The organism is Flavobacterium cryoconiti (genome assembly GCF_048158645.1).
Taxonomy (GTDB): Bacteria; Bacteroidota; Bacteroidia; order Flavobacteriales; family Flavobacteriaceae; genus Flavobacterium; species Flavobacterium cryoconiti.
In genome coordinates this window covers 30,699-52,479 of the sequence record NZ_JBLNKW010000008.1, presented here as the reverse complement: position 1 = coordinate 52,479, position 21,781 = coordinate 30,699, and the positions used below count along the sequence as shown (strand labels likewise).

The 21,781-nt window shown below is 32.3% G+C and carries 14 protein-coding genes; 7 read left to right on the top strand and 7 right to left on the bottom strand.

The window, feature by feature from the left end:
• Positions 1-43 precede the first annotated feature (43 nt).
• The 7 genes from ACM55H_RS12355 (at position 44) to ACM55H_RS12325 (ending at position 12,932) form a co-directional block, all read left to right on the top strand.
• Complete coding sequence (locus ACM55H_RS12355; protein WP_416836781.1) at positions 44-733, top strand: aspartate/glutamate racemase family protein; 690 nt, start codon at positions 44-46, stop codon at positions 731-733.
• A gap of 55 nt (positions 734-788) precedes the next feature.
• Entirely contained in the window at positions 789-1,589 is an 801-nt protein-coding gene (locus tag ACM55H_RS12350; protein ID WP_416836780.1) for an NIPSNAP family protein, read from the top strand.
• Positions 1,590-1,758: 169 nt separating this feature from the next.
• On the top strand, positions 1,759-3,441 hold the full coding sequence (locus tag ACM55H_RS12345; RefSeq protein ID WP_416836779.1) for a Na/Pi cotransporter family protein: 1,683 nt from the start codon (positions 1,759-1,761) through the stop codon (positions 3,439-3,441).
• 198 nt (positions 3,442-3,639) lie between these two features.
• Positions 3,640-8,607 (top strand): translocation/assembly module TamB domain-containing protein, encoded by a 4,968-nt coding sequence (locus ACM55H_RS12340; protein ID WP_416836778.1) that lies wholly within the window; start codon positions 3,640-3,642, stop codon positions 8,605-8,607.
• A 94-nt stretch (positions 8,608-8,701) separates the two neighbouring features.
• Positions 8,702-9,163 (top strand): IS200/IS605 family transposase, encoded by a 462-nt coding sequence (gene tnpA, locus ACM55H_RS12335; RefSeq protein WP_416836777.1) that lies wholly within the window; start codon positions 8,702-8,704, stop codon positions 9,161-9,163.
• 109 nt (positions 9,164-9,272) lie between these two features.
• Positions 9,273-11,564 carry a translocation and assembly module lipoprotein TamL gene (tamL, locus tag ACM55H_RS12330; RefSeq protein WP_416836776.1) on the top strand — a complete coding sequence of 764 codons (2,292 nt, stop codon included), beginning with the start codon at positions 9,273-9,275 and terminating at the stop codon, positions 11,562-11,564.
• Between the two features lie 99 nt (positions 11,565-11,663).
• Entirely contained in the window at positions 11,664-12,932 is a 1,269-nt protein-coding gene (locus ACM55H_RS12325) for an NRAMP family divalent metal transporter (RefSeq protein WP_416836775.1), read from the top strand.
• Positions 12,933-13,000: 68 nt separating this feature from the next.
• Here the strand turns inward: ACM55H_RS12325 and ACM55H_RS12320 are convergent, their stop codons facing one another.
• The 7 genes from ACM55H_RS12320 to ACM55H_RS12290 form a co-directional block, all read right to left on the bottom strand.
• The gene (locus tag ACM55H_RS12320) at positions 13,001-13,450 is read right to left on the bottom strand and encodes a heavy metal-binding domain-containing protein (RefSeq protein ID WP_416836774.1); all 450 of its coding nucleotides are present in this window, start codon (positions 13,448-13,450) and stop codon (positions 13,001-13,003) included.
• Positions 13,451-13,655: 205 nt separating this feature from the next.
• Positions 13,656-16,706, bottom strand: coding sequence for an efflux RND transporter permease subunit (locus ACM55H_RS12315; protein WP_416836773.1), 3,051 nt, complete (start codon positions 16,704-16,706; stop codon positions 13,656-13,658).
• A 1-nt stretch (position 16,707) separates the two neighbouring features.
• Positions 16,708-17,661: an efflux RND transporter periplasmic adaptor subunit gene (locus tag ACM55H_RS12310; RefSeq protein ID WP_416836772.1), complete on the bottom strand. Its 954-nt coding sequence runs from the start codon at positions 17,659-17,661 to the stop codon at positions 16,708-16,710.
• Positions 17,630-18,865, bottom strand: coding sequence for a TolC family protein (locus ACM55H_RS12305; protein ID WP_416836771.1), 1,236 nt, complete (start codon positions 18,863-18,865; stop codon positions 17,630-17,632). The genes ACM55H_RS12310 and ACM55H_RS12305 overlap by 32 nt, the downstream gene beginning before the upstream one ends.
• Positions 18,866-18,893: 28 nt before the next feature.
• Positions 18,894-19,916: a YncE family protein gene (locus ACM55H_RS12300; RefSeq protein ID WP_416836770.1), complete on the bottom strand. Its 1,023-nt coding sequence runs from the start codon at positions 19,914-19,916 to the stop codon at positions 18,894-18,896.
• A 158-nt stretch (positions 19,917-20,074) separates the two neighbouring features.
• A complete protein-coding gene (locus ACM55H_RS12295; protein ID WP_416836769.1) occupies positions 20,075-20,494 on the bottom strand; it encodes a PepSY-like domain-containing protein in 420 nt (139 codons plus the stop codon).
• A gap of 125 nt (positions 20,495-20,619) precedes the next feature.
• Positions 20,620-21,768 carry a serine hydrolase domain-containing protein gene (locus ACM55H_RS12290; protein ID WP_416836768.1) on the bottom strand — a complete coding sequence of 383 codons (1,149 nt, stop codon included), beginning with the start codon at positions 21,766-21,768 and terminating at the stop codon, positions 20,620-20,622.
• Positions 21,769-21,781: the final 13 nt, after the last annotated feature.

The window sequence follows — 21,781 nt, the reverse complement described above, 5'->3', positions numbered from 1 at the left end:
TGAAAAAAGGATTCTAAATCGACAAACAAAAAATAAAAAAAAGATGAAAACATTGGGGCTTATTGGTGGGATTAGCTGGGTTTCTACTGCTGATTATTATAAACTTATTAATGAAGGAGTAAACGAGAAACTGGGAGGTATCAATTTTGCCAAATGCATAATCCATTCTTTCAATTATGCAGATATCATAAGAAATAACAACAACAATGATTGGGAATCAACATTTATCATGCTCTCAGAAGCTTGTGAAAACCTGCAACAAAGTGGTGCCGAAGCAATTGTTTTATGCGCTAATACAATGCATCTTTTAGCCGATAGAATTGAGGAAAAAATGTCGATACCCGTAATTCATATTGCAACTGAAACTACAAAAGAAATAAAAAAATTGAATCTATCCAAAGTAGGGCTTTTAGGAACTAAATTTACAATGGAGCTGGACTTTTTTACCTCTAAACTCAGTAATGAAAATATTGAAACTTGTATACCGGAGCAGGAAGACAGAGATTTTATTCAAGATACCATTTACCACGAACTTGGAAAAGGAATCATTAGCTCCGATACGAAACAGCGTTACATCAATATCATCAATAAATTAATAGAAAATGGTGCGGAAGGAATTATTCTGGGTTGCACTGAAATTCCATTATTAATTCAACAAGAGGATGTTGCCGTTCCTATTTTCGACACCGCCATAATTCATTCGGCAGCTGCAGTAGCATTTGCTTTAAGCTGAAATCTATTGCTATAATTTTTAATTAAACCAAAATTATTATAAATCAAAATAAAATATGAAAGTAACAAAATTACTATTCCTAATGGCTATCGCCTTAGCCATTACCAGCTTTAAAACTATAACTTCTGATTCTAAAATCGTTGCGCCATCTAGGGAATTCTACCAGCTCAAAACATACATTTTGAATACGGAACAGCAAGTACAAACAACTGACAAATTTTTAAAAGAAGCGTATTTGCCAGGATTGAAAAAAATGGGGATAAAGAACATTGGAGTTTTCAAACCAAGACCAAATGCTACAGACACACTAAAAAAAATTATAGTGTTAATTCCTTTTTCGTCCCTGTCACAATTTCTTGGACTGGAAGAAAAATTAGCCAAAGACAAAACCTATTTGGCTGCTGGAGCTGATTATTTGAATGCAAGTTATAAGCAAGCACCTTATGCACGTATGGAATCTGTATTATTAAAGGCATTTGCTGATCATCCCATTTTGACAACTCCTGCTTTGAATAGTCCCAGAGCAAATCGAGTGTATGAATTAAGAAGTTACGAATCAGCAACCGAAGCGATTTATAGAAATAAAGTAGATATGTTTAATGCCGGTGGAGAAGTAAAACTCTTTGACCGACTTGCGTTTAATCCCGTTTTTTACGGCGAAGTGATTTCGGGTGCCAAAATGCCAAATTTGATGTACATGACCAGTTTTGCAGATCAAGAAAGTCGAGACGCACATTGGAAAGCCTTTGTAGATTCGCCTGAATGGAAAGGATTAATCGCTATGGAAAAATACAAAAACAATATTTCCCACATAGACATTACTTTTTTATATCCAACTGACTATTCCGATTACTAATCAATCTGATTCCTAAAAACTCACCAAAACTACAACCCTAAAAAAGTTGTAGTTTTTTTATATAATTTAAATAAATTTTATTCTTTTCATGACTTTACTTGAATAAAAATGAACGCTTTAAGTAAGATAAAACCATTAAATTTAAGTATCTTTATTTCTATATACAGCTATGGAAACCCTCAATCATTTCTTAAAACTTGCGGCTGGGATTGGTTTATTCCTTTTTGCCATGTACCTGCTGGAGGAATCTTTAAAAAACCTTTCAGGGAGGAGTTTCAAACTTTTTCTGCAACGTATTACCAAAAATAAAATTGGTGCTGTTGTAGGTGGTGTCATCATAACAGGTATTCTTCAAAGTAGTTCTATGGTTACGTTGATGCTACTGGCTTTTGTAGGCGCAGGAGTTTTCAGTATGCGAAATGCTATGGCAATTATCTTAGGTGCAAATCTGGGGACAACAGTTAATAGTTGGCTTATTGCCAGCCTTGGTTTTAAAGTAGATATTGAAGTAATTGCGTATCCAGCAATATGCTTAGGAGGCATATTTCTCATCCTTTTCGGTAATCGCAAGTCCATGAAATATCTTGCCTACTTTCTTTTTGGTTTTGGTTTGCTATTCATTGGTCTTTCCTTCATGAAAACAGCCATGGAATCACAAGTGCAGGATTTTGATTTTTCAAAATATGTCGAAATGCCTCAAGTTATTTTCATCCTTATTGGTTTTCTCATTACCCTTATTGTACAATCCAGCTCCGTAACTATGGCACTTACGCTCAGTGCGCTTCATGCAGGAGCCATCAGTTTTCCTATTGCGGCAATAATTGCACTAGGTTCAGAAACGGGTACCATTATTAAAATCGTATTGGGAGCGATTGGCGGCAATGCTTCAAAAAAACGAATCGTTCTTGGTAATTTATTTTTTAATATTTTCATTACAGCATTGGTTTTTCTATTTCTGAATCCAATTCTTTTTTTGATAACTGATGTTTTAAATATAAAAGATCCTTTAATTGGATTGGCCACTTTTTCCAGTCTGATTAATTTTTTAGCCATCCTGATTTTTTTTCCAATACTCAATTCATTCACCAAGTTTTTAGAACTCTTTTTCAAAGATACCGATGCAGCTACTGTGGCTTTTATAAGTCATGCAACAATCAAAGAACCTGAAACTGCTCTTGATTTACTGCGTATGGAAACAAAATATTTCATTCATAATTCAATGTTATTCAATCTGGAATTATTCAAGATTGACACCTTAATACTTCGAAAAAATGATGACTTTAAAGCTATCAATGAAAAAAGAAATTTCTTTTCGAAAACAATAACAGAAAAATATGAATTCCTGAAACAATTACAAGGTGAAATACAGGCGTTTTATTTAGAGCTACGAACAAAATTAGAAGGAGAGCAACAAGCGGAACTCAACCAACTTATTTCTGCAGTACGCAGTGCCATGCACTCGGTAAAAAGTGTAAAAGACATTGGCACTAATATTACAAACCTTAGAAATTCGTCAAAAGACATCAAGTACAATTTTTTTATACATCATAAAAAAGAAACTGAAAACCTATATCTCGAATTGAATGCATTTCTTACCCAAGATAAAACAGCAAGTTTTGAAGAACTACAACATCTATTTGATTCCATACAAAATAACTACAGTACTGCTCTCAATACTTTTTACACTGAAGCCGTAAATGCGCCTATTGAAAAAATTGATATAACGACTGTCATTAACTTTAACAGAGAATTATTCACCTCAAATAAAGCAATGCTTATGGCTATAAAAGAAATTTTATTGGAAGAAAAACAAGCGGAATATTTTAATGAGATTCCTATTTACAAAACATAGAACAAATTATCTTAACACTCTTGAAATACAATTATTAAGATCATTTTTAAGGATTGAATCCAAAGATTTTACAACTTTATATTCAAATTATATAAAGCATTTCTGATTTAAATTTTCATCTTTGTGTTTAATCCAATTTGGACTATAAATTGCTTTTCTAGTCTAAATTGGCTAATTTTAGACCTAAAACAAGACCATTTGAAAAAATACTTACAAAAAAGTTTTAAAATTTTCCTATGGATAATAGGGACAATTCTACTATTGTTTCTATTATTAATTATTGTTATTCAATTCCCTTCCGTTCAAAATTATGCCAAAGAAAAAGCGGTAACTTATCTCGAAGGGAAAATTCAAACCAAAGTTTCGATAGACAAACTAAAAATTGGTTTTCCCGAGAAAATAATTCTGGAAGGCGTTTATTTTCAGGATCAAAAAAAAGATACGCTTTTAGCTGGTAAAAAATTAGCAGTTGACATTAGTTTGTTGCAATTGATAAATAATAAAGTCGAGATTAACTCCATGCAACTCGAAGGTATTACGACTCATTTAAATAGAGATTCTAATGGGGTTTTCAATTTTGATTATATCATCAAAGCTTTTGCTTCTCCTGAAAAACAAAAAGGAAATTCAAAACCGATGCTATTTTCTGTTGAGGAAATTGAATTGAATCAGATACAATTTAAATATACTGATGCCATTTCAAAAAATGATATTGTTGCAAACCTAAATCATTTTGAAACAATAATAAAGACTTTTGATTTAGATCAAATGAACTTTGAAATTCCTAAAGCAAAAATCAAAGGATTAAAGTTTAAATTAAAACAAGGCTTGGTACAAAGCAAAGTAGTTACAGAAAAAAACACCTCTCAAACTGCCTTAAAATTAAAACTGGGTGAAATTGATTTATCTAAAATTGACATTGATTACCAAAGTGAAGAAACCAAGTTATCCACCACTTTTTATTTAAAAAAACTGTTAGCTAAAATTGATAAAATAGATTTCAATAATCAAATACTTTTAATTGACAGCATTGATTTGACGGGTGTAGAAGGTGCATTAGCTTTTGGAAAATTAGAAAAAGTAAAAAAAGAATCTGTTAATGCAGAACCTAACAACTGGGAAGTGAAAGTAAACAAAACAGATTTTAAACGCGTGTATTTTCGTTATGACAATAATAATGTTGCAGCAGTACAAAAAGGTATCGATTACAACCATTTAAATCTCACTAAATTAAATTTACAAATTGACGCGCTGTATTACAATCCCGAAAACATTTCTGGAGATACCAATTCGTTAACTCTTAAAGATAAAAGCGGTTTGAATATTCAATCGTTTAATGCGGAGTTTTTCTACGGTAAAAAAAATGCTTTTCTTAAAAAATTATATCTAAAAACGCCTCAAACGGAGTTAAAAAATGAAATCCAGATAAGCTATCCTTCTATTGAATCTTTAGCAAAAAATCCCGGAGAATTAGGTCTTACGGCTAATCTAAAGAAAAGTAAATTGGGTATTAAAGATATTTTGCTTTTTGCTCCCACTTTAATAAATACGAATCCTTTCATGAGCAATCCTAATGCGATACTGCAAATCAACGGAGCTATTAAAGGAAAAATAAAGAATCTTGAGTTCCCGGATATTAAGATCAGCGGCATTGGTACTACTGAAGTTTCAGCTAGCGGAAGCATTACAGGTTTACCTGATGTAAATAAAGCCTATTTTGATTTGAATATCAAAGACCTACAATCAGGTTCAAAAGATCTTAATAGCTTTTTACCTCCAGGAACTATTCCTAATTCGATTCAATTGCCTACAAAATTTAGTGCCATAGGAACTTTCAAAGGGACTATTGTTAATTTTAATACGAATATGAATGTGGTGAGTAATTTTGGTAAAGCAAAAATCAAAGGTTCATACGACCGCAGCATAAAAAATCAGGATAAATACGATGCTCAAATGGAATTGGAAAATTTTGATTTAGGGAAATTCATTAAAAACGATTCTATTGGAAAAGTCACTTTAAAAACCAACATAAAAGGAAGTGGCTCCAATCTAAAAACAGCTACGGCTTCTTTCAGCGGAACTATTCAAAAAGCCTATTACAATAAATATACGTATCAAAATTTAAGCGTAAAAGGGACTATTCGTAACGGAAACTTCAACGCTACTGCTGTCGCAAAAGATCCAAATCTGACTTTTGATTTAGTCAGTAACGGAAGTTTTAGAGACAAATATCCAACTGGAAAATTAAAACTGAATGTTGATATCGCTGATTTGGAAAAACTAAATCTACATGCCGGCCCAATGAAAATAAGAGGTGTTGTAGATGCTGATATTCAGTCGGGTAATTTAGATTACCTCAACGGAAATATTAGTGCCCACAACATAAGTATCACTAATGAAAAAGAACAATTTGTAATTGATTCTATCAATGTAACAGCAACTTCAACTGCTGAAAAGAATACATTAGTATTGAAATCTCCGTTTTTGGATGGAGAAGTAAATGGAAAATACAAGTTGTCAAAAATAGCAACAGCTTTATCAAATTCTATTTCCAAGTATTATGACAGTAGACCTTATTCAAAAAAAATCGCTATTGAAAAACAACAATTTGCTTTTAAAATTAGCGTAAAAGACAATCCTATTTTATTAAAATTAATCCCTGAATTGAAAAGTCTCGAACCCATAAACATCAGTGGAAGATACAATTCAGTTAACGATTCTTTAGTTCTGAATGGTACGATTCCAAAATTAATTTATGGAGAAAATACCGTTACAAATGCTGTGGTTAAAGTGGACACGAAAGACAATGCACTTGTTTACAGTTTAATTGTAGACGACATTCTAAACAAACAAATTCAGTTGCCTTACACCAATATTTCAGGAAAAGTACAAGACAATGTTGTAGATTATACGTTGCAGTTAAAAGATTTAAAAGACAAAGAAAGATACTTAATTACCGGAACCCTAAAAGCAACAAACGGGAATAACGAAATAATTCTTGATCCGAAAAATTTGCTACTTAACTATGAATCCTGGAAAATAGCTCCAGACAATTTAATTCGTTTTGGCAAAAAAGGCATTTATGCTGATAATTTTGAATTGAGCAAAGATGGAAACAGTATCAAAATACAATCACAATCTGAGGAAACGAATGCACCAATGGCAATTGATTTCAAAGATTTTGATATAAAAACCATTACAAGTATCGTCGAAAAAAGTGATTTACAAATGAGCGGAAAAATAAACGGACACGCTCTTATTAAAAATGTAAATACAGCACCACTTTTTACTTCAGATTTAAATATTGAAAATTTTACTTTCAAAAAAGATACTGTTGGGAACATTAGCATAAAAGTTAATAATGAAATTGCCAATAGATATGATGCCATTATTTCGATTACTGGCCAAGGAAATCAAGTCAATTTAGACGGGAATTATAAAACAGCTGACACCAGTTTTGATATGAATCTGGCAATTGAAAAACTAAACTTGAAAAGTATTCAGGGTTTTACATTGGATAATATAAAAGAAAGTACCGGCTTTTTTACTGGGAATTTCAAAATTACAGGTACTACAAAGCAGCCCAAAGTTATTGGAGAATTACAATTTAATGAAATTGGTTTCAAAGCGACGCAACTCAATTCTAAATTCAAATCGGCAAATGATAAAATCGTATTTACAAGCGATGCTATCCTTTTCGATAACTTTATTATAAAAGATGAAAAAGACAATGATTTAACTATCAATGGAAAAATTAATAGTGCCAATTTCAGCAATTTTGGTTTTGATTTAAACTTAGATGCAGATAATTTCAAAGCCATCAATTCTAAAGCCAAAGACAATGATTTGTATTATGGCGAATTATACTTAGACAATCATTTAAAAATAACAGGTAATTTTGATAATCCTGTTGTTGAAGGAAACATCAAAATTAATAAAGACACTAAATTCACTATTGTTTTACCACAATCTGATCCATCAATAGCCGACAGAGAAGGTATCGTAGAATTTATTGACCAAGACCAACCACAATTAATTAAAACTATTGTTACCAATGAATTGAATAGCCAATCGGATATAAAAGGAATCAATGCTTCGGTAAATATTGAAATTGATAAAGAAGCCGAATTGTCTCTGGTTATAGACAAAGCCAACGGAGATTTCCTGAAGTTAAAAGGAGAAGCACAATTGAATGGTGGAATTGATCCTTCGGGAAAAACAACTTTGACTGGAAGATATGAATTATCCGAAGGGAGTTATGAAATGAGTTTTAGTTCTATCAAAAGAAAATTTGACATCAAAAAAGGAAGTTATATTCTATGGACCGGAGAACCTACTACAGCTGATATTAATATTACGGCGATTTATAAAACCGAAGCTGCTCCAATAGATTTAGTCAATGATCAGCTAGGAACTGTTACCGCAGTAGTTAGAAATACGTACAAACAAAAAATTCCTTTTGAAACTGAATTAAAAATGACTGGCGAATTGATGAAACCTACCATTGCATTTAATATCGTTCTGCCAGAAGGAAATAATAGCGTTTCAACTGAAATAATTAATACAACACAAGCCAAACTGACCCAATTGCGTCAGCAACCGGATGAATTGAATAAACAGGTTTTTGCCTTACTCCTACTGAATCGTTTCATTGGAGAAAATCCTTTTGCCAGTGAAGCCGGTGGAACGAATGTATCGTCTTTGGCCAGAGAAAGTGCCAGTAAAATTTTATCGCAACAGCTTAATAATCTTGCGGGTAATTTGATCAATGGTGTGGAGCTTAATTTTGATTTGAATGCATCCGATGATTATACAACTGGGCAACGAGAAAACAAAACCGATTTGAATGTAGGGATTTCTAAAAAGTTATTAAACGACCGATTAAAAGTAACCGTAGGAAGTAGTTTTGGTATTGAAGGACCACAACAAGTCAATCAAAACGCCAATAATATAGCTGGTGATGTTTCTTTGGATTACCAACTTTCAAAAGACGGAAGGTATAAAATACGAGCCTATCGAATAAATAAATATCAAGTAGCGCTTCAAGGAGAAGTTGTTGAAACCGGAATCGCTTTTATCATCACTTTGGACTATAATACATTCAAGGAATTATTTCGCAAAAGTGAAGCTAAAAAAGCAACTAAGAAAGAATCAAAAAAAGAATAAAATAAATCAAGTTTTAAATGTGCCTTTAGGTACTAAATATTGGTAGAATAATTATGAATCTAACACAATAATGTCCCGTAGGGACTAAACCTTTATGGCAAATACTTATACACAAATACATCTTCATTTTGTTTTTGCAGTTAAATTTAGAAATGGAATTATACGTTCTGAATGGAAAGACTCTCTGTATAAATATACTGCAGGAATTATTCAAAATAATAACCATAAATTATTAGCAATTAATGGAATGTCGGATCACATCCATATTTTAATTGGACTAAGACCATCACAATCTATTTCCGATTTAATGAAAGATGTAAAGCAAAGTTCTTCAAAATGGATTAATGAGAATAAATTAGTAAATGGACATTTTGAATGGCAAGAAGGATATGGTGCATTTTCTCATAGTAAATCACAGATAAACAAAGTAATAAATTACATCCAGAACCAAGAATTACACCATAAAAAGCTCACATTCAGAGAAGAATATTTAGATTTTCTTAAAAAATTTGAAGTCGACTATGATGAAAGATTTATTTTTAATGAATTAATTTAGAATTCGTATAGTCCCTAAAGGGACAAAAGATGCATTGATTAATTTTTCTACCAATATTTAGTTCCTAGCGGAACAATAATAATAATAATAATAATATCAAAAAAAACTAATGAATAAGCCCCATTTCCTATATATTCTTTTTTTGGCATTGTTTGCTACATCTTGCAGCAATACGAGATATTTACCAGAAGGAGAATTACTGTACACTGGCGCAAAAATAAAAATAGAAGGAAACGAAACATCCAATAAAGAAAATAAAGCATTAAAAACAGCCTTAAAAAATATCGTTAGACCCAAACCAAATTCTTCAATTCTGGGATTACGACCTAAATTGTATGTTTATAATATTGTGGGAACACCAAAAAAAGAGAAAGGATTGCGTTATTGGTTGAAAACTAAAGTAGGAGAACCACCCGTTTTATACAGTAAGGTCGATTTAGAATATAATAAAAGTGTTTTACAAAACTTTGTTGAAAACAACGGCTATTTCAACGCACATACTTCCGCAGATTCAACCCGTCATGGTAAAAAAGCAACAGCAGAATATAATGTAAAACCGAGAAAACAATACAAAATTAGAGAAGTAAAATTCCCTATGGATTCCTCAGCCATTTCCACTGCAGTTCGTAAAACCAGCAAAAGAAGTTTATTAAAAAAAGACCAAGCGTATAGTCTTGATGTTATAAAAGAGGAAAGAATTCGTATCGATACAAGGTTAAAAGAAAAAGGCTTTTATTATTTTAATCCAGATTATCTTAAAGTACAGGTGGATAGCACTGTTGCTGATCATCAAGTTGATTTGATTGTCAAAGTAAAAGAAGAAGCTCCAAAACTGGCTGAAACACCATACAAAATCAATAAAATTATCGTTTATCCAAATTTTTCTATTGGCTCTGATAGTTTAAGCATTGAATCCGATTCGGTAGTAAAGTATAATGATTTTACTATTATCGATCAAGAAAATTTATTCAAGCCCCGAATTTTTGACCGTGCTTTGTATTTTAAAAAAGGAGATTTCTACAATCGTACCAATCATAATTTATCTTTGAACAGATTAGTGAATCTAGGTACTTTCAAATTTGTTAAAAATCAGTTTAAAACTTCAGACACTTTAGGTAATTATCTGGATGCCTATTATTATCTCACTCCTTTGCCTAAAAAATCACTCCGTTTAGAAGTATTGGCAAAAACTAATTCAGCTAATTATACCGGTACCGAATTGAATTTGAACTGGAGTAATCGAAATACTTTTAGAGGAGCTGAATTACTTATCATTTCTGCATTTGGTGGCGTTGAAGTACAAGTTTCAGGGCAAAACAATGGCTTTAATGTATACCGTTTTGGAACTGAAGCTAATCTAGTGTGGCCGAGATTTATTTCCCCTTTCAAACTAAAATCTTCAAGTGGTTTTGTACCAAAAACAAAAACTACAATAGGATATGAATTCCAAAACAGAACCAAATTATATTCCTTACAAACATTCAAAGGTTCGTTTGGTTATTTATGGAAAGCAAACGAAAGAACAGAACATCTATTAAATGTAACTGAAATTACCTATGCCAGTCCACAAAATGTGACGGCTTTGTATCAAGAACAAATTGATGCCAATCCTTCTTTGGGGAAAGTAATTGAGAAACAATTAATTTTTGGCCCGACTTACTCTTTTACGTACACCAATACATTGGAAAAAAGAAGAAAAAACACCTTTTACTATAAAGGAACTATTGATCTAGCGGGAAACATTGCGGGATTAGCTACTGGAGCAAACAGTAAAAAAGGAGATACCATTAAAGTGTTTGGTGTTCCGTTTAGTCAATTTATAAAAATAGAAAATGAATTTAGACATTATTTAAAATTGGGTCAAGATTCACAACTTGCCAGCAGAATAATTGTTGGAGCCGGATTTGCTTATGGAAATTCTAGAGAAATGCCATTTATCAAGCAGTTTTTTATTGGTGGAACCAATAGTTTAAGAGCATTTCGCGCGCGTTCCATAGGTCCGGGAAGTTATGATGGTTCTGCTACCGCAAGTTCTTTTTTAGCAGACCAATCAGGCGATTTAAAGCTGGAATTTAATACGGAATACAGAGCCAAGATTTATGGTTTGGTGAAAGGGGCATTATTCTTAGATGCCGGGAACATTTGGCTCATGAACAATAATCCTGAAAAACCTGGTGCTCAATTTTCTAAAAAATTCTTGAATGAATTAGGCGTTGGAGCTGGTGCCGGATTGCGTTTTGATTTCTCTTTTCTTATTCTTAGAACTGACTTTGCCTTCCCTATTCGGAAACCCTATTTACCGGATGGACAGCGATGGGTTTTAGATCAAATCAATTTTGGAAATAGCTCATGGCGAAAAGAAAATTTAGTTTTCAATTTAGCAATTGGCTATCCATTTTAGCTTTGATAGAATTGATTTTAAAAATATTGAAACAACTTTTTATTGAAATTAAATTGCATGGTTGTACTTTTACTACACACTAAAATAAGCGGTTAGAAAATGAATGCCCGAAAAAAATTATCAACTAAGTTTGTGCGTTTTTGGAAACTCCTTGGTCCCGGATTAATAACTGGTGCCAGTGATGATGATCCATCCGGTATTGCTACTTATTCCCAAGCAGGAGCTGCATTTGGGCTTTCAACATTGTGGACTGCACTTATTGCATTCCCGCTTATGGCCTCTATTCAACAAATGTGTGCCAGAATAGGTTTAGTTACTTCGCAAGGCTTAACAGGAACACTTAAAAAAAACTATCCAAGACCTGTTTTGTATCTAATGTTATTATTTAGTTTCCCTGCTATTGTTATGAATATTGGTGCCGATATTGCAGGAATGGGAGCAGTGGGTAATTTATTATTTCCCACTATTGATGCCACTTTTTTCAGTGTAGTTTTCACTATTATTTTACTAATACTGATTGTCTATTTGCCTTATCAAAAAATTGCTGCAACGCTTAAATACCTCTGTATTGTTCTTTTGGTATATTTAATAGTTCCCTTTTTATATAAACAGGATGTAACGGAAATACTAAAGGCAACTTTTATTCCTACCATACAATTCAATAAAGAATACATTGGAATTCTTGTTGGGATTCTTGGAACAACTATTTCACCTTATTTGTTCTTTTGGCAGGCATCAATGGAAGTGGAAGAAATGAAACACAAGAAAAATCATTTGATAGTCAATAAAAAAATAATTAATGATATGAAGGAAGATGTTGATTTTGGCATGTCCTTTTCAGGCTTAGTCATGTTTTTTATTATTCTTACCACCGGCACGGTTTTATTTAAAAGTGGCATCCATCAAATTGATACCGTAGAACAAGCGGCATTAGCTTTGAAACCATTAGCAGGTAATTCAGCTTACCTTCTTTTTGCAATTGGAGTTATTGGAACTGGTCTTTTGGCTATTCCTGTTTTAAGTGGTTCCCTTTCTTATATTATCACCGAAACCTTTGGTTGGGAACAAGGGTTAGATAAAAAGTTTCATGAAGCCAAAGCTTTTTACATTGTCATTGCTATATCCCTTATATTGGGTTTATCGCTGAATTACATTGGTATTTCGCCAATTAAAGCACTGATTTACACTGCCATTCTTTATGGTTTGACAGCACCGGTATTAATTGCAATTATTCTTCACATTTCAAACAACAAAAAAGTAATGGGAGAATTCACAAATGGAAAAACTGCTAATATTCTTGGGGTCTCGGCATTCGTTATTATGACAATTGCAGCAGTAGCTTTAATTTACTTACAAGTATTTGGATAATTCAAACAAAAAACTCTGAAAAGCAGTATTGCTTCATCAGAGTTTATAAGGAATTAAATCATATGTATTTATTTCATTTCTTCCATTTTAGCGCCACATTTTGGGCATTTACCAGATGTTTTACTTTTAGCATGGCAAGAGGAACAAATGTATACTTTTTTAGATTGCCCTTTCTCTCCATATTTTGTAATTTGTTTACCACATTTTGTGCATTTGCCATCTTTCATCATGGTTTTTTCTTTACACATTGGGCAATAGCCTTTAGTCCTATTTTTAGATTCAACTAAATTCATTCCACACTTAGGGCATTTTCCGGGGTGATCTTGCATAACATCGGAGTGCATGGGACAAGTATACATTTTTTCATGCATTCTTGTATGCATTGAATCATGCATTTTTCCATCCATCATTTTACCGTCCATCATTTCATGCATATCCCCTTTTTTACTTACAGTATCTTGGGCAAATCCAATAGAAGTAAATGCAAAAGCTAATAGTATTAATAATAAATTTTTCATTTTGTCAGCGTTTTAAATTAATTAATTTTTTTTTAGTTTCATTCTAATCCAACTTATATAATAAAAAAATTGATCTTAAATTCGTAATACCCATTCAAAATAAAAGCTTATTATCCCATACCATTCTCTATATCAAAGTTATACATTTTATTTGAACTATAATTTGTATTCATTTAAAAATGAAGAAACTAAACAAAAATTTAAATCAATTAAAGTGAGTAAAATGTTTTTCATTCTTGTAAACTAAACACAATAAAGTAGGCAATACAATCAAAAGTAAAGGCATCGCAATGATAAATCCTCCGATTACTGCAATAGCAAGTGGCTGATGCAATTCGGAACCCGTTCCAATTCCTATTGCAAGTGGAAACAAAGCTATGATTGCTCCAAGCGCGGTCATTAATTTGGGGCGCAATCGTGTTGAAATAGAATAAATTATGGATTCATTTACATTTCGGGTCAATTTGAATGTTTCTCTAAATTGCAGAAAAGTAAAAATAGCATTCTCACTAATAATTCCAACAATCATAATAATTCCTGTATAACTCCCTACGTTTAAAGGTGTTTGCGTTATAAAAAGTAAGAGATAGCTTCCTGCAATTCCCAATACTGAAATTAAAAGGATTACCAATGCAATTCTAAAATCTCTAAATAGAAATAAAATAACACCAAAAACCAATAAGGAAGAGGCAATTAATATCATCAATAACTCCTTGAAGGATTGCTGCTGCTCTTTATAAGCACCCGCATATTCTATATAATACCCACTAGGTAAATGAATATTGCTTGTAACTTGTCTTTGAATATCCTTCATTACACTTCCTAAATCTCTATTATCCAGTCTTCCGGTTACAACACTTATCATTTGAAGATTTTCACGTTCTATTTCGGCTACACCTTTTTGAGCTGAAATAGCAACTAAACTAGAAATAGGAATCGATTGTCCATTAGGTAAAAACAGTTGCAATTTTTTAATGTCTTCTAAACTTCTTTTTTCTGAATTTTTATAGATTAATCGAATGGGAGTTACGCGTTCATTCTCTAATAAATTACCAATAACATTCCCTTCAAGCGCAGTTTGTAACTGAAATTGCAAATCGGCCGGAGTGATTCCATACTGTGCTAACCGGCTATAATTAGGTACAATATTTATGGATGGTCCAGCCAAAATAATACCATCAAATACATCAGCAGTACCTTTTACTTTTTCTACTATTGCATTTACTTTCTTGGCTATTTTTTGCAATTCTGCTTGATTATCCCCAAATATTTTCACTTCAATTGGCGAAACAGAACTCATTAAATCACCCAACATATCCCCTATTACCTGACCAAAATCAATACGTAAAGCGGGCTGAGTCGCTTCAACTTTTTGCCTGATTTCATCAATAATATCATTGCTGGTTTTACTTCGGTCCTTTTTTAATTGAATCAAATAATCCCCGCGATTGGGTTCCGTTATAAAAAATCCCATTTGTGTTCCTGTTCGGCGACTGTACGCTTCCACTTCAGGAATTTTTATAATTATTTTCTCTACCTCTTTGAGCATTCTGTCGGTTTCTTCAAGTGAAGTTCCTGGTGGACTTTCATAATCCAAAATGATACTGCCCTCATCCATTTCCGGTAAAAAACCCGTTTCTAAATTGGGCAGAATAATAAAAATAGAAAGTATCAGTACGATACAAAATGAAATACTAATTATCGGTTTTCCAATAAAATAAGCTACCCAAGTCTGAGTTTTCACGTCATGGATTTCAATTTCTTTTTTCGTTTCCGAATTATTTTCTTTTTTGGAAAGCAATAAATAAACTACCGGAAGTAACAGCCAAGTCACAAAAAAGGAACAGACCAAAGTAATTATCATAGTATCCGTTAATACTTTAAAATACGAACCTGCAACACCGCTCATTAAAACAAAAGGGATAAAAATAACAATCGTACTTATGGATGAACCAACCATTGCTGGGAATAAATAGTGAATCGCTTTTTGCAAAAGCGAAACAGTAGGTTCATCAGGATGCTCCTCGTGCGTTCTATGAATTTGTTCTACAACTACAATTGCATCGTCAATAATTAATCCTAAAGCCGCTGCAATCGCTCCTAAAGTCATAATGTTGAATGTTTGCCCGGATAAATACAAAACAATCAATGTTAATCCTAAAGTAACGGGAATAATAATCAAAATTGTAGCGCTCGCTTTCACTGATTTCAAAAATAAAACAGCAACAATTATGGCTAGCAAAAGTCCTATTAACAAACTATCCGTTACACTTTTTACAGCATCATTTACAAAACTGGCCTGCTCATAAAATGGAGTTATTTTTATGTTTTTCGGAAGGATTTTTTTTAATGATTCCAGTTTATCATGCATCGCCTCTGATAATGAAATCAAATTTGAATTGGGTTGCTTAAGAACGGCAATAAGAATACTCTCTTTGCCATTCGCATTTACTTTTATGTATTCTTTAGCTTCCCTAATTTCAACAGCAGCAATATCTTTTAAGGTTACAATTCCTTTTCCGTTATTGCGAATAACTAAATTTTCCAGTTCGTCCTTTTTATCAACCTGGGCATCTGTAATTGTGAGATATAAATAGCGATAATCCGATAAATACCCATTGGATTTAATAAAATTAGTTTGACTTAAAACTTGTGTGATAACATCCGGCGTAATTCCCAATGCTGTCATTTTAGTAAAATCAAGTGACAACCAATATTCTTTTTCTTTTCCGCCAATAATCCTAATTTCAGAAACACCATCAATTTGAGAAAGAAAGGGTTTTATAGTATAATTGGCTATTTTTTTGAGTTCAATAGGCGAAATTCCTTTTCCTTCTATAGCATATCCAATTACCGGAAGAATGGAAGGATTCATTTTCTCGACTGAAATTTGTGTGTCAGGCGGAAGGTTATTTTTTATCTGGTTGATTTGCTCCTCAATTCTGGTTTTGCTCAAATCGATATCCGATTTCCAATCCATGAATGCCGAAATCTCGCAACTTCCTCTGCTGGTTGTACTTCTGACCGTTTTTAAATCCTGTACTTTTTTAATGGCATTTTCCAATGGTTTTGTAACCGTAATCATCATTTTATCGATGGGCTGTTGTCCGGCATCAGCGATGATTTTTATTTTTGGGAAAGTAATCTCCGGAAATAAACTGGTTTGCATTTTAGAATACGCAAAAAAACCTCCCAGAATAATTAGAAAAATTATGGCACTCAGTCCGTTTTTATGTTTGACAAAAAAGTTATTCATTTCAATCCGCTTTTATCACTTTTACTTTAATTGTATCTGCAACGCCATAATTTCCTGAAAGTAAAATTCTATCTTCAGGAGTTAAAACAGGTGCTAGAATTTCTACTTTATCTTGAGTTTCTACTCCTTTTTTTATCGGGATTTTTATCGCAGTATTGTTATTAATCAGCTTCATAATCCAAAAATCAGTTTCCGTTTCATCACTTAAAACAGCTGCTTTTGGTAGTGAAATCGTTTTTGAATTTGAACTTTTATTAATTCTGACTTTTACAATTAAATTCTCTGGAATGTCATGTTTACCAATGACTTTTAGAATCACACTTTGTGTTTGTGAAGTGGCATCAACGGTAGGCATGTATTTTTGAACTTTCGTTTTTATCAAAGTACTATCCGGTAAAATTACCGTTAGTTGTTCATTTATTGAAACATATTTTTTGAACTCATAAGGCAAACTCAGAACGATGGCAAAACTATTGGCGTCATTAATCGTTACTAAGGCATCCCCATCCTGAACATAATCACCTTGTTGCACATTTACGGAAGTTACAAAGCCATTTGTATTTGCTCTAACTTTTATGGCTCCGCCAAAGTTTAAACTTGGGTCAATTTTATTAATCGTATTCCCTAACACTTTTGCCTCACGAGTTTTTATCGAAAATAATGCTGCCCCATTAGAAACATAATCATTGGGAGCTACATTAACTGAATTCAAATACCCAGTAGCATTTGCTTTTATAACATTTTTAACCAAATAAGTTGCTGTAGCATTCAGATCAATATAACTTTGAATTGAACTGGTATCAATAGTCGTTAAAGTCACAGGAACACTCGCGTCAATTATTTTTTCGGCTTCGTTGCTATTTTTACAGGAAATAAAAAAAAGCGCTATCAGGATAAAAAATAGAATTGGTTTCTTCATAGAATTAGTCATTAAAACTCCAATAATTAATTTCATTTATGATTTGGAGTTTGTTGCTATTATTTTGGGAAATGGCATTTTTGATTGCTATTAAATTGCCAACAGCAATACTATATTCGGTAATTTGTGCATCTCCAGTAAGCAATAATTTTTTATTGGCTTCAATTAATGCGTCAGCGATAAGAAGCTGCGATTGCAACTGATTTTCTACAGCTGCTGATTGTTTCAGTTTCAAATTTAACATCAATAATTGTTGTTTGTATTGTTTATTGAAATTGTTTTTATAGGCCAAATTAGTAGCTAATGCCGCATCATTTTTTTGATGCTGCAAAGTGCGTTGGTTTCCATCATAAATAGGAATTGACAATCCTAAACCCACGCTAAATCCAAAATTTTTATAAGCCTGATAAGCAAAACTGGAGTTGTAACCTGCATCGCCCAATAAAGACAAGGATGGTTTATAACTGTAATCAATGAATTTATTTTGATTCTGAAGTTTTAGACTGTCCAATTCAAATTGTTTCATAAAAACTATTTTATCCGAAGGTTGAATATTTTTCAGAATGATCTCCGCTTTTTTTAAATGGACAAAAGTCGTATCGGTTTCTCCTGAAAGGTAATTCAACAAAGCCAGATCATTTTGATATTGTTGTTTTAATTGTAACAATACCAAATCCTGTTGCTTCACAGTTGCGCTAAAAATCAAATAGTCCGTTTGTTTGTAAACTGCATTTTGGGTTAATTTTTTTAGGATGCTTGTTTCTTGTTTTAAAAGAGTTGCAATTTTCTGGTTGAAACCAATTTGTTCTGAACTTGCCGAAGCCGAAATATATTGAGCAACAATGGTTTTGTTTAAATCTTTTAAAGTAATTTTTTGATTCAAAACCAAAGCTTCTTTTATCAATTGAAACGAATCTGATTGTGAATTGATTCTGTTTTTTCCAATTATTTTCTGGTTAACACCCACCAAACCCGAAACGGATTGCCCGTTACTTAAAGCCGAATCATAGCCAAAACCATTAATTATAGGTGCGTAATTAGCATTAAGATTTCCGGTAACTTGTGGTTTATAAACTGCTCGATTCAATAAACTATCCAGCGTAGCTGATTTTATTTGGTTGCTGTAATCTTTAATTAAAGGAGAATTATTTTGTGCTTTAGTAATGAAGTAATTCAAATCTTTTTCTTGCGAAAAAGATTTGAAACAAATAAAAATTAGTAGTAAAAGCTTCCATTTCATTGGATAAATTTATGTAAAAAGAATGAAACTATTTAGAAATTGGTTCAACAACTAAAACAACGAAAGAATTAGGTGCTATTCCCGCTCGTGGTTTCGGGTTTTCTACTGTTGGTTCTGGTTTTGCGCCAAAATCTGCAGTAGACAAATACAATTGATTCGTAGTTTTATTCAGTGCAATGGTTCTGGCTCCTTTTTGAGTTTTTACAGTTTCCAGAACTGAAAAAGTATTAGCATTACTCTCTTTTATAACCGTAATTGTTCCTTCGCCATTAGAACTGAAAATAAGATTCTTTTTAGCATCAAAAGCAACGCCGTCACAACCATCACCAATAGGTAAAGTCTTTATTATTTTTCCATTTGTTGCATTAACAATTATCATTAGATTATTGCCACAAACAGAAAACAATCTATTAGTAACTAAATCTATTGCCAATCCTGATGGTTCATCTCCGGGAGCAATACTCCAAGTATTTGTAACTTTTAATGTTGAAGCATTTATCGTTTTTATTTCGTTTTTATCTTCAATATTTACATAAATTAACCTTTTAGTATTCGTTACTGAAAACTCTGGTTTTCCACCCAATGGAATTGTTTTTACCACTTTATTTGTTTTGGCATCAATAACCGTTGCATCATTACTTTCAGCATTGTAAACAAACACTTTTCGAGAGAATTGATCGTATAAAACGGCATCTGGTTTAACTCCTGCAATTTTTACTTTTTCAAGTAATTTAAATGTTTTTAAATTAACAACTGAAATAGAGTTGTCTTTTCCGTTGCTGATAAATGCTTTATTGAGATCATTGGCAACCGCAATTCCATGAACTCCTTTTGTATCTGGAATGGTAGCTATTGTTTTATCTGATTTTAAATCAATCACATTGACCATATTTCCGTGTGAAACAAATAAATGTTGCGCCACATCATCAACAGCGAGATAATCCCATCCGTCATTGCCAGAAGTGCTGATCTTTTTGGATAATTTATAGGTTTGACTGTAACTATTAGAAATAGAAGCAATAATGATAAATGACAGTAGTATTTTTTTCATTTTAAAGAACTTTAAAAGTTAATTGTAATTAATTTTATGAGACGAATTTCAGCTGTAATTCTATTTTAATTCTATGGAAACCACAACTCTTTACATAATTAAAAAGAGTTGGATATAAAAGTCCAACTCTCAATGGATATTAATTTATTTAAAAAAAATCATTCTTTTATCGAGGTTCCATCTTCTTTAAAAGCTAGACTTTTACTCTTCATCCCTTTTTTTAAATCTACTTCATAAATAGTTCCGTGTTTCGAAGTTTCTGTTTTGTCCGCTTCTACAATTTTCCAATCACTGTATTTCGATTTTACAGAAGCTAAAACTGCTTTTGGCAAATTGACAGCTTTAATTTCTCTTTCCGTTTCCAACCAGGTTCCATCTTCTGAAAAATTAGCAGAAATCTTGTTTCCTTCCAATGTGAATTCTGCTTCCCATTCTTTTGGACCTTCAACTCCCCAACTTACTTTTGTTGCAGTAGGAAATTTTTTAGCGAAGGCTTTTTTTACTACATCCGGTGGAGTTCCTGCAAATGCGCAACTGCAAATGAATATAATCGACATAATCATAACTAATTTTTTCATTTTTTTAGATTTAAAAGTTAATTGTAAATAATTTCATAGTACAAATATCAAATACAATTCTATTTTAATTCTATGCAAAAATCATAGCAATTCAGTTTTTTTAAACGCTAATAAAATTCAACTGTTTATTGCATCTGGTCAATTATTTGCAAAAATACTTCCTGCCAATAATTAGGATGATACGAGGTTTCAGTATCTCCAAAACGGACTATAATAATATTCTTTTCAGGATACATATAGAGATATTGACCAAACAAACCAACCGCAAAATAACTGCCATATTTAAAAGGTCCTATCCCCCAATTATTATTATAAAAGTGTTTATTATTTCCGGATGGATCAGAATGTGTAGAATATTCAACCCATTTTTTGGATACAATTTGCCTCCCATTCCAGTTTCCTCCATTCAAATAAAGTCTGCCTAATTTAGCAAAGTCAATAGCTCTTGCTTGTAAACAACAAAAGGATTTTTCGATTGCTTTATCATCTTTTCGGTCTAAACTCCATGCCGCAGATGCCTCCATTCCTAATGGTTTCCAAATTTTATCTTCTAAATATTTTGAAATAGTCCCTCCGGTCACTTTCTCAATGATGTATCCTAAAAGCAATGTATTTTCGCTGCTATACCTAAATTTAGTATTGGGCGGACATTCAAGAGTTATATTAATCATTCTTTCCCGTAAATTATCACCCCAATAAAACTCCGCATTATCAGACACAGGATCTAATTCGCTATCAGTAAACCGTATACCGGAGGTATGCTGTAACAAATTTTTTATTGTGATTTTTTCCCAACCTATTTTATCTTTAAATTCAGGTAAATAATCAATGATAAAATCGTTCTCACTTTTTATTTTCCCCTCATCAATTGCTATTCCTATTAATGTAGAAACAAATGGTTTAGCCATTGAAAAGGAGGAAACAAATGAATTTGATGTATAGCCTTTATTATATTTTTCGTAAACAATTGTGTCATTACGAATAATTAAAAATGTGATCGTTTTATGTAATGTCGCAAAACTATCCAAGCTGACATTTGTAGAATTAAAATCCCGATTGATTACTCCTATTTTTGTTCCTAATTGATATTCTTTATTGGATTTATAAAAATTATAAACGGGACCTTCATTATTAACTATTCTTTGCGGAAAATGTTTGTAATCGCTTTGGCTAGGAATTCCCCCATATCTCAAGGATCGAAATACGTCACAAGAAATTAAGCAACAAAACAATAGAGCAAGAAAAAAATATTTAAAAAGCTGTTTTGATTTCATTACACTGACTCTT

Excerpts from the sequence above, each read along its gene's own strand:
- ACM55H_RS12310 (WP_416836772.1), bottom strand. The coding sequence starts at position 17,661 with ATGAAATTAATTATTGGAGTTTTAATGACTAATTCTATGAAGAAACCA.
- ACM55H_RS12325 (WP_416836775.1), top strand. The coding sequence starts at position 11,664 with ATGAATGCCCGAAAAAAATTATCAACTAAGTTTGTGCGTTTTTGGAAA.
- ACM55H_RS12350 (WP_416836780.1), top strand. The coding sequence starts at position 789 with ATGAAAGTAACAAAATTACTATTCCTAATGGCTATCGCCTTAGCCATT.
- ACM55H_RS12295 (WP_416836769.1), bottom strand. The coding sequence starts at position 20,494 with ATGAAAAAATTAGTTATGATTATGTCGATTATATTCATTTGCAGTTGC.
- ACM55H_RS12305 (WP_416836771.1), bottom strand. The coding sequence starts at position 18,865 with ATGAAATGGAAGCTTTTACTACTAATTTTTATTTGTTTCAAATCTTTT.
- tamL (WP_416836776.1), top strand. The coding sequence starts at position 9,273 with ATGAATAAGCCCCATTTCCTATATATTCTTTTTTTGGCATTGTTTGCT.
- ACM55H_RS12290 (WP_416836768.1), bottom strand. The coding sequence starts at position 21,768 with ATGAAATCAAAACAGCTTTTTAAATATTTTTTTCTTGCTCTATTGTTT.
- tnpA (WP_416836777.1), top strand. The coding sequence starts at position 8,702 with ATGGCAAATACTTATACACAAATACATCTTCATTTTGTTTTTGCAGTT.
- ACM55H_RS12345 (WP_416836779.1), top strand. The coding sequence starts at position 1,759 with ATGGAAACCCTCAATCATTTCTTAAAACTTGCGGCTGGGATTGGTTTA.
- ACM55H_RS12315 (WP_416836773.1), bottom strand. The coding sequence starts at position 16,706 with ATGAATAACTTTTTTGTCAAACATAAAAACGGACTGAGTGCCATAATT.
- ACM55H_RS12320 (WP_416836774.1), bottom strand. The coding sequence starts at position 13,450 with ATGAAAAATTTATTATTAATACTATTAGCTTTTGCATTTACTTCTATT.
- ACM55H_RS12355 (WP_416836781.1), top strand. The coding sequence starts at position 44 with ATGAAAACATTGGGGCTTATTGGTGGGATTAGCTGGGTTTCTACTGCT.
- ACM55H_RS12300 (WP_416836770.1), bottom strand. The coding sequence starts at position 19,916 with ATGAAAAAAATACTACTGTCATTTATCATTATTGCTTCTATTTCTAAT.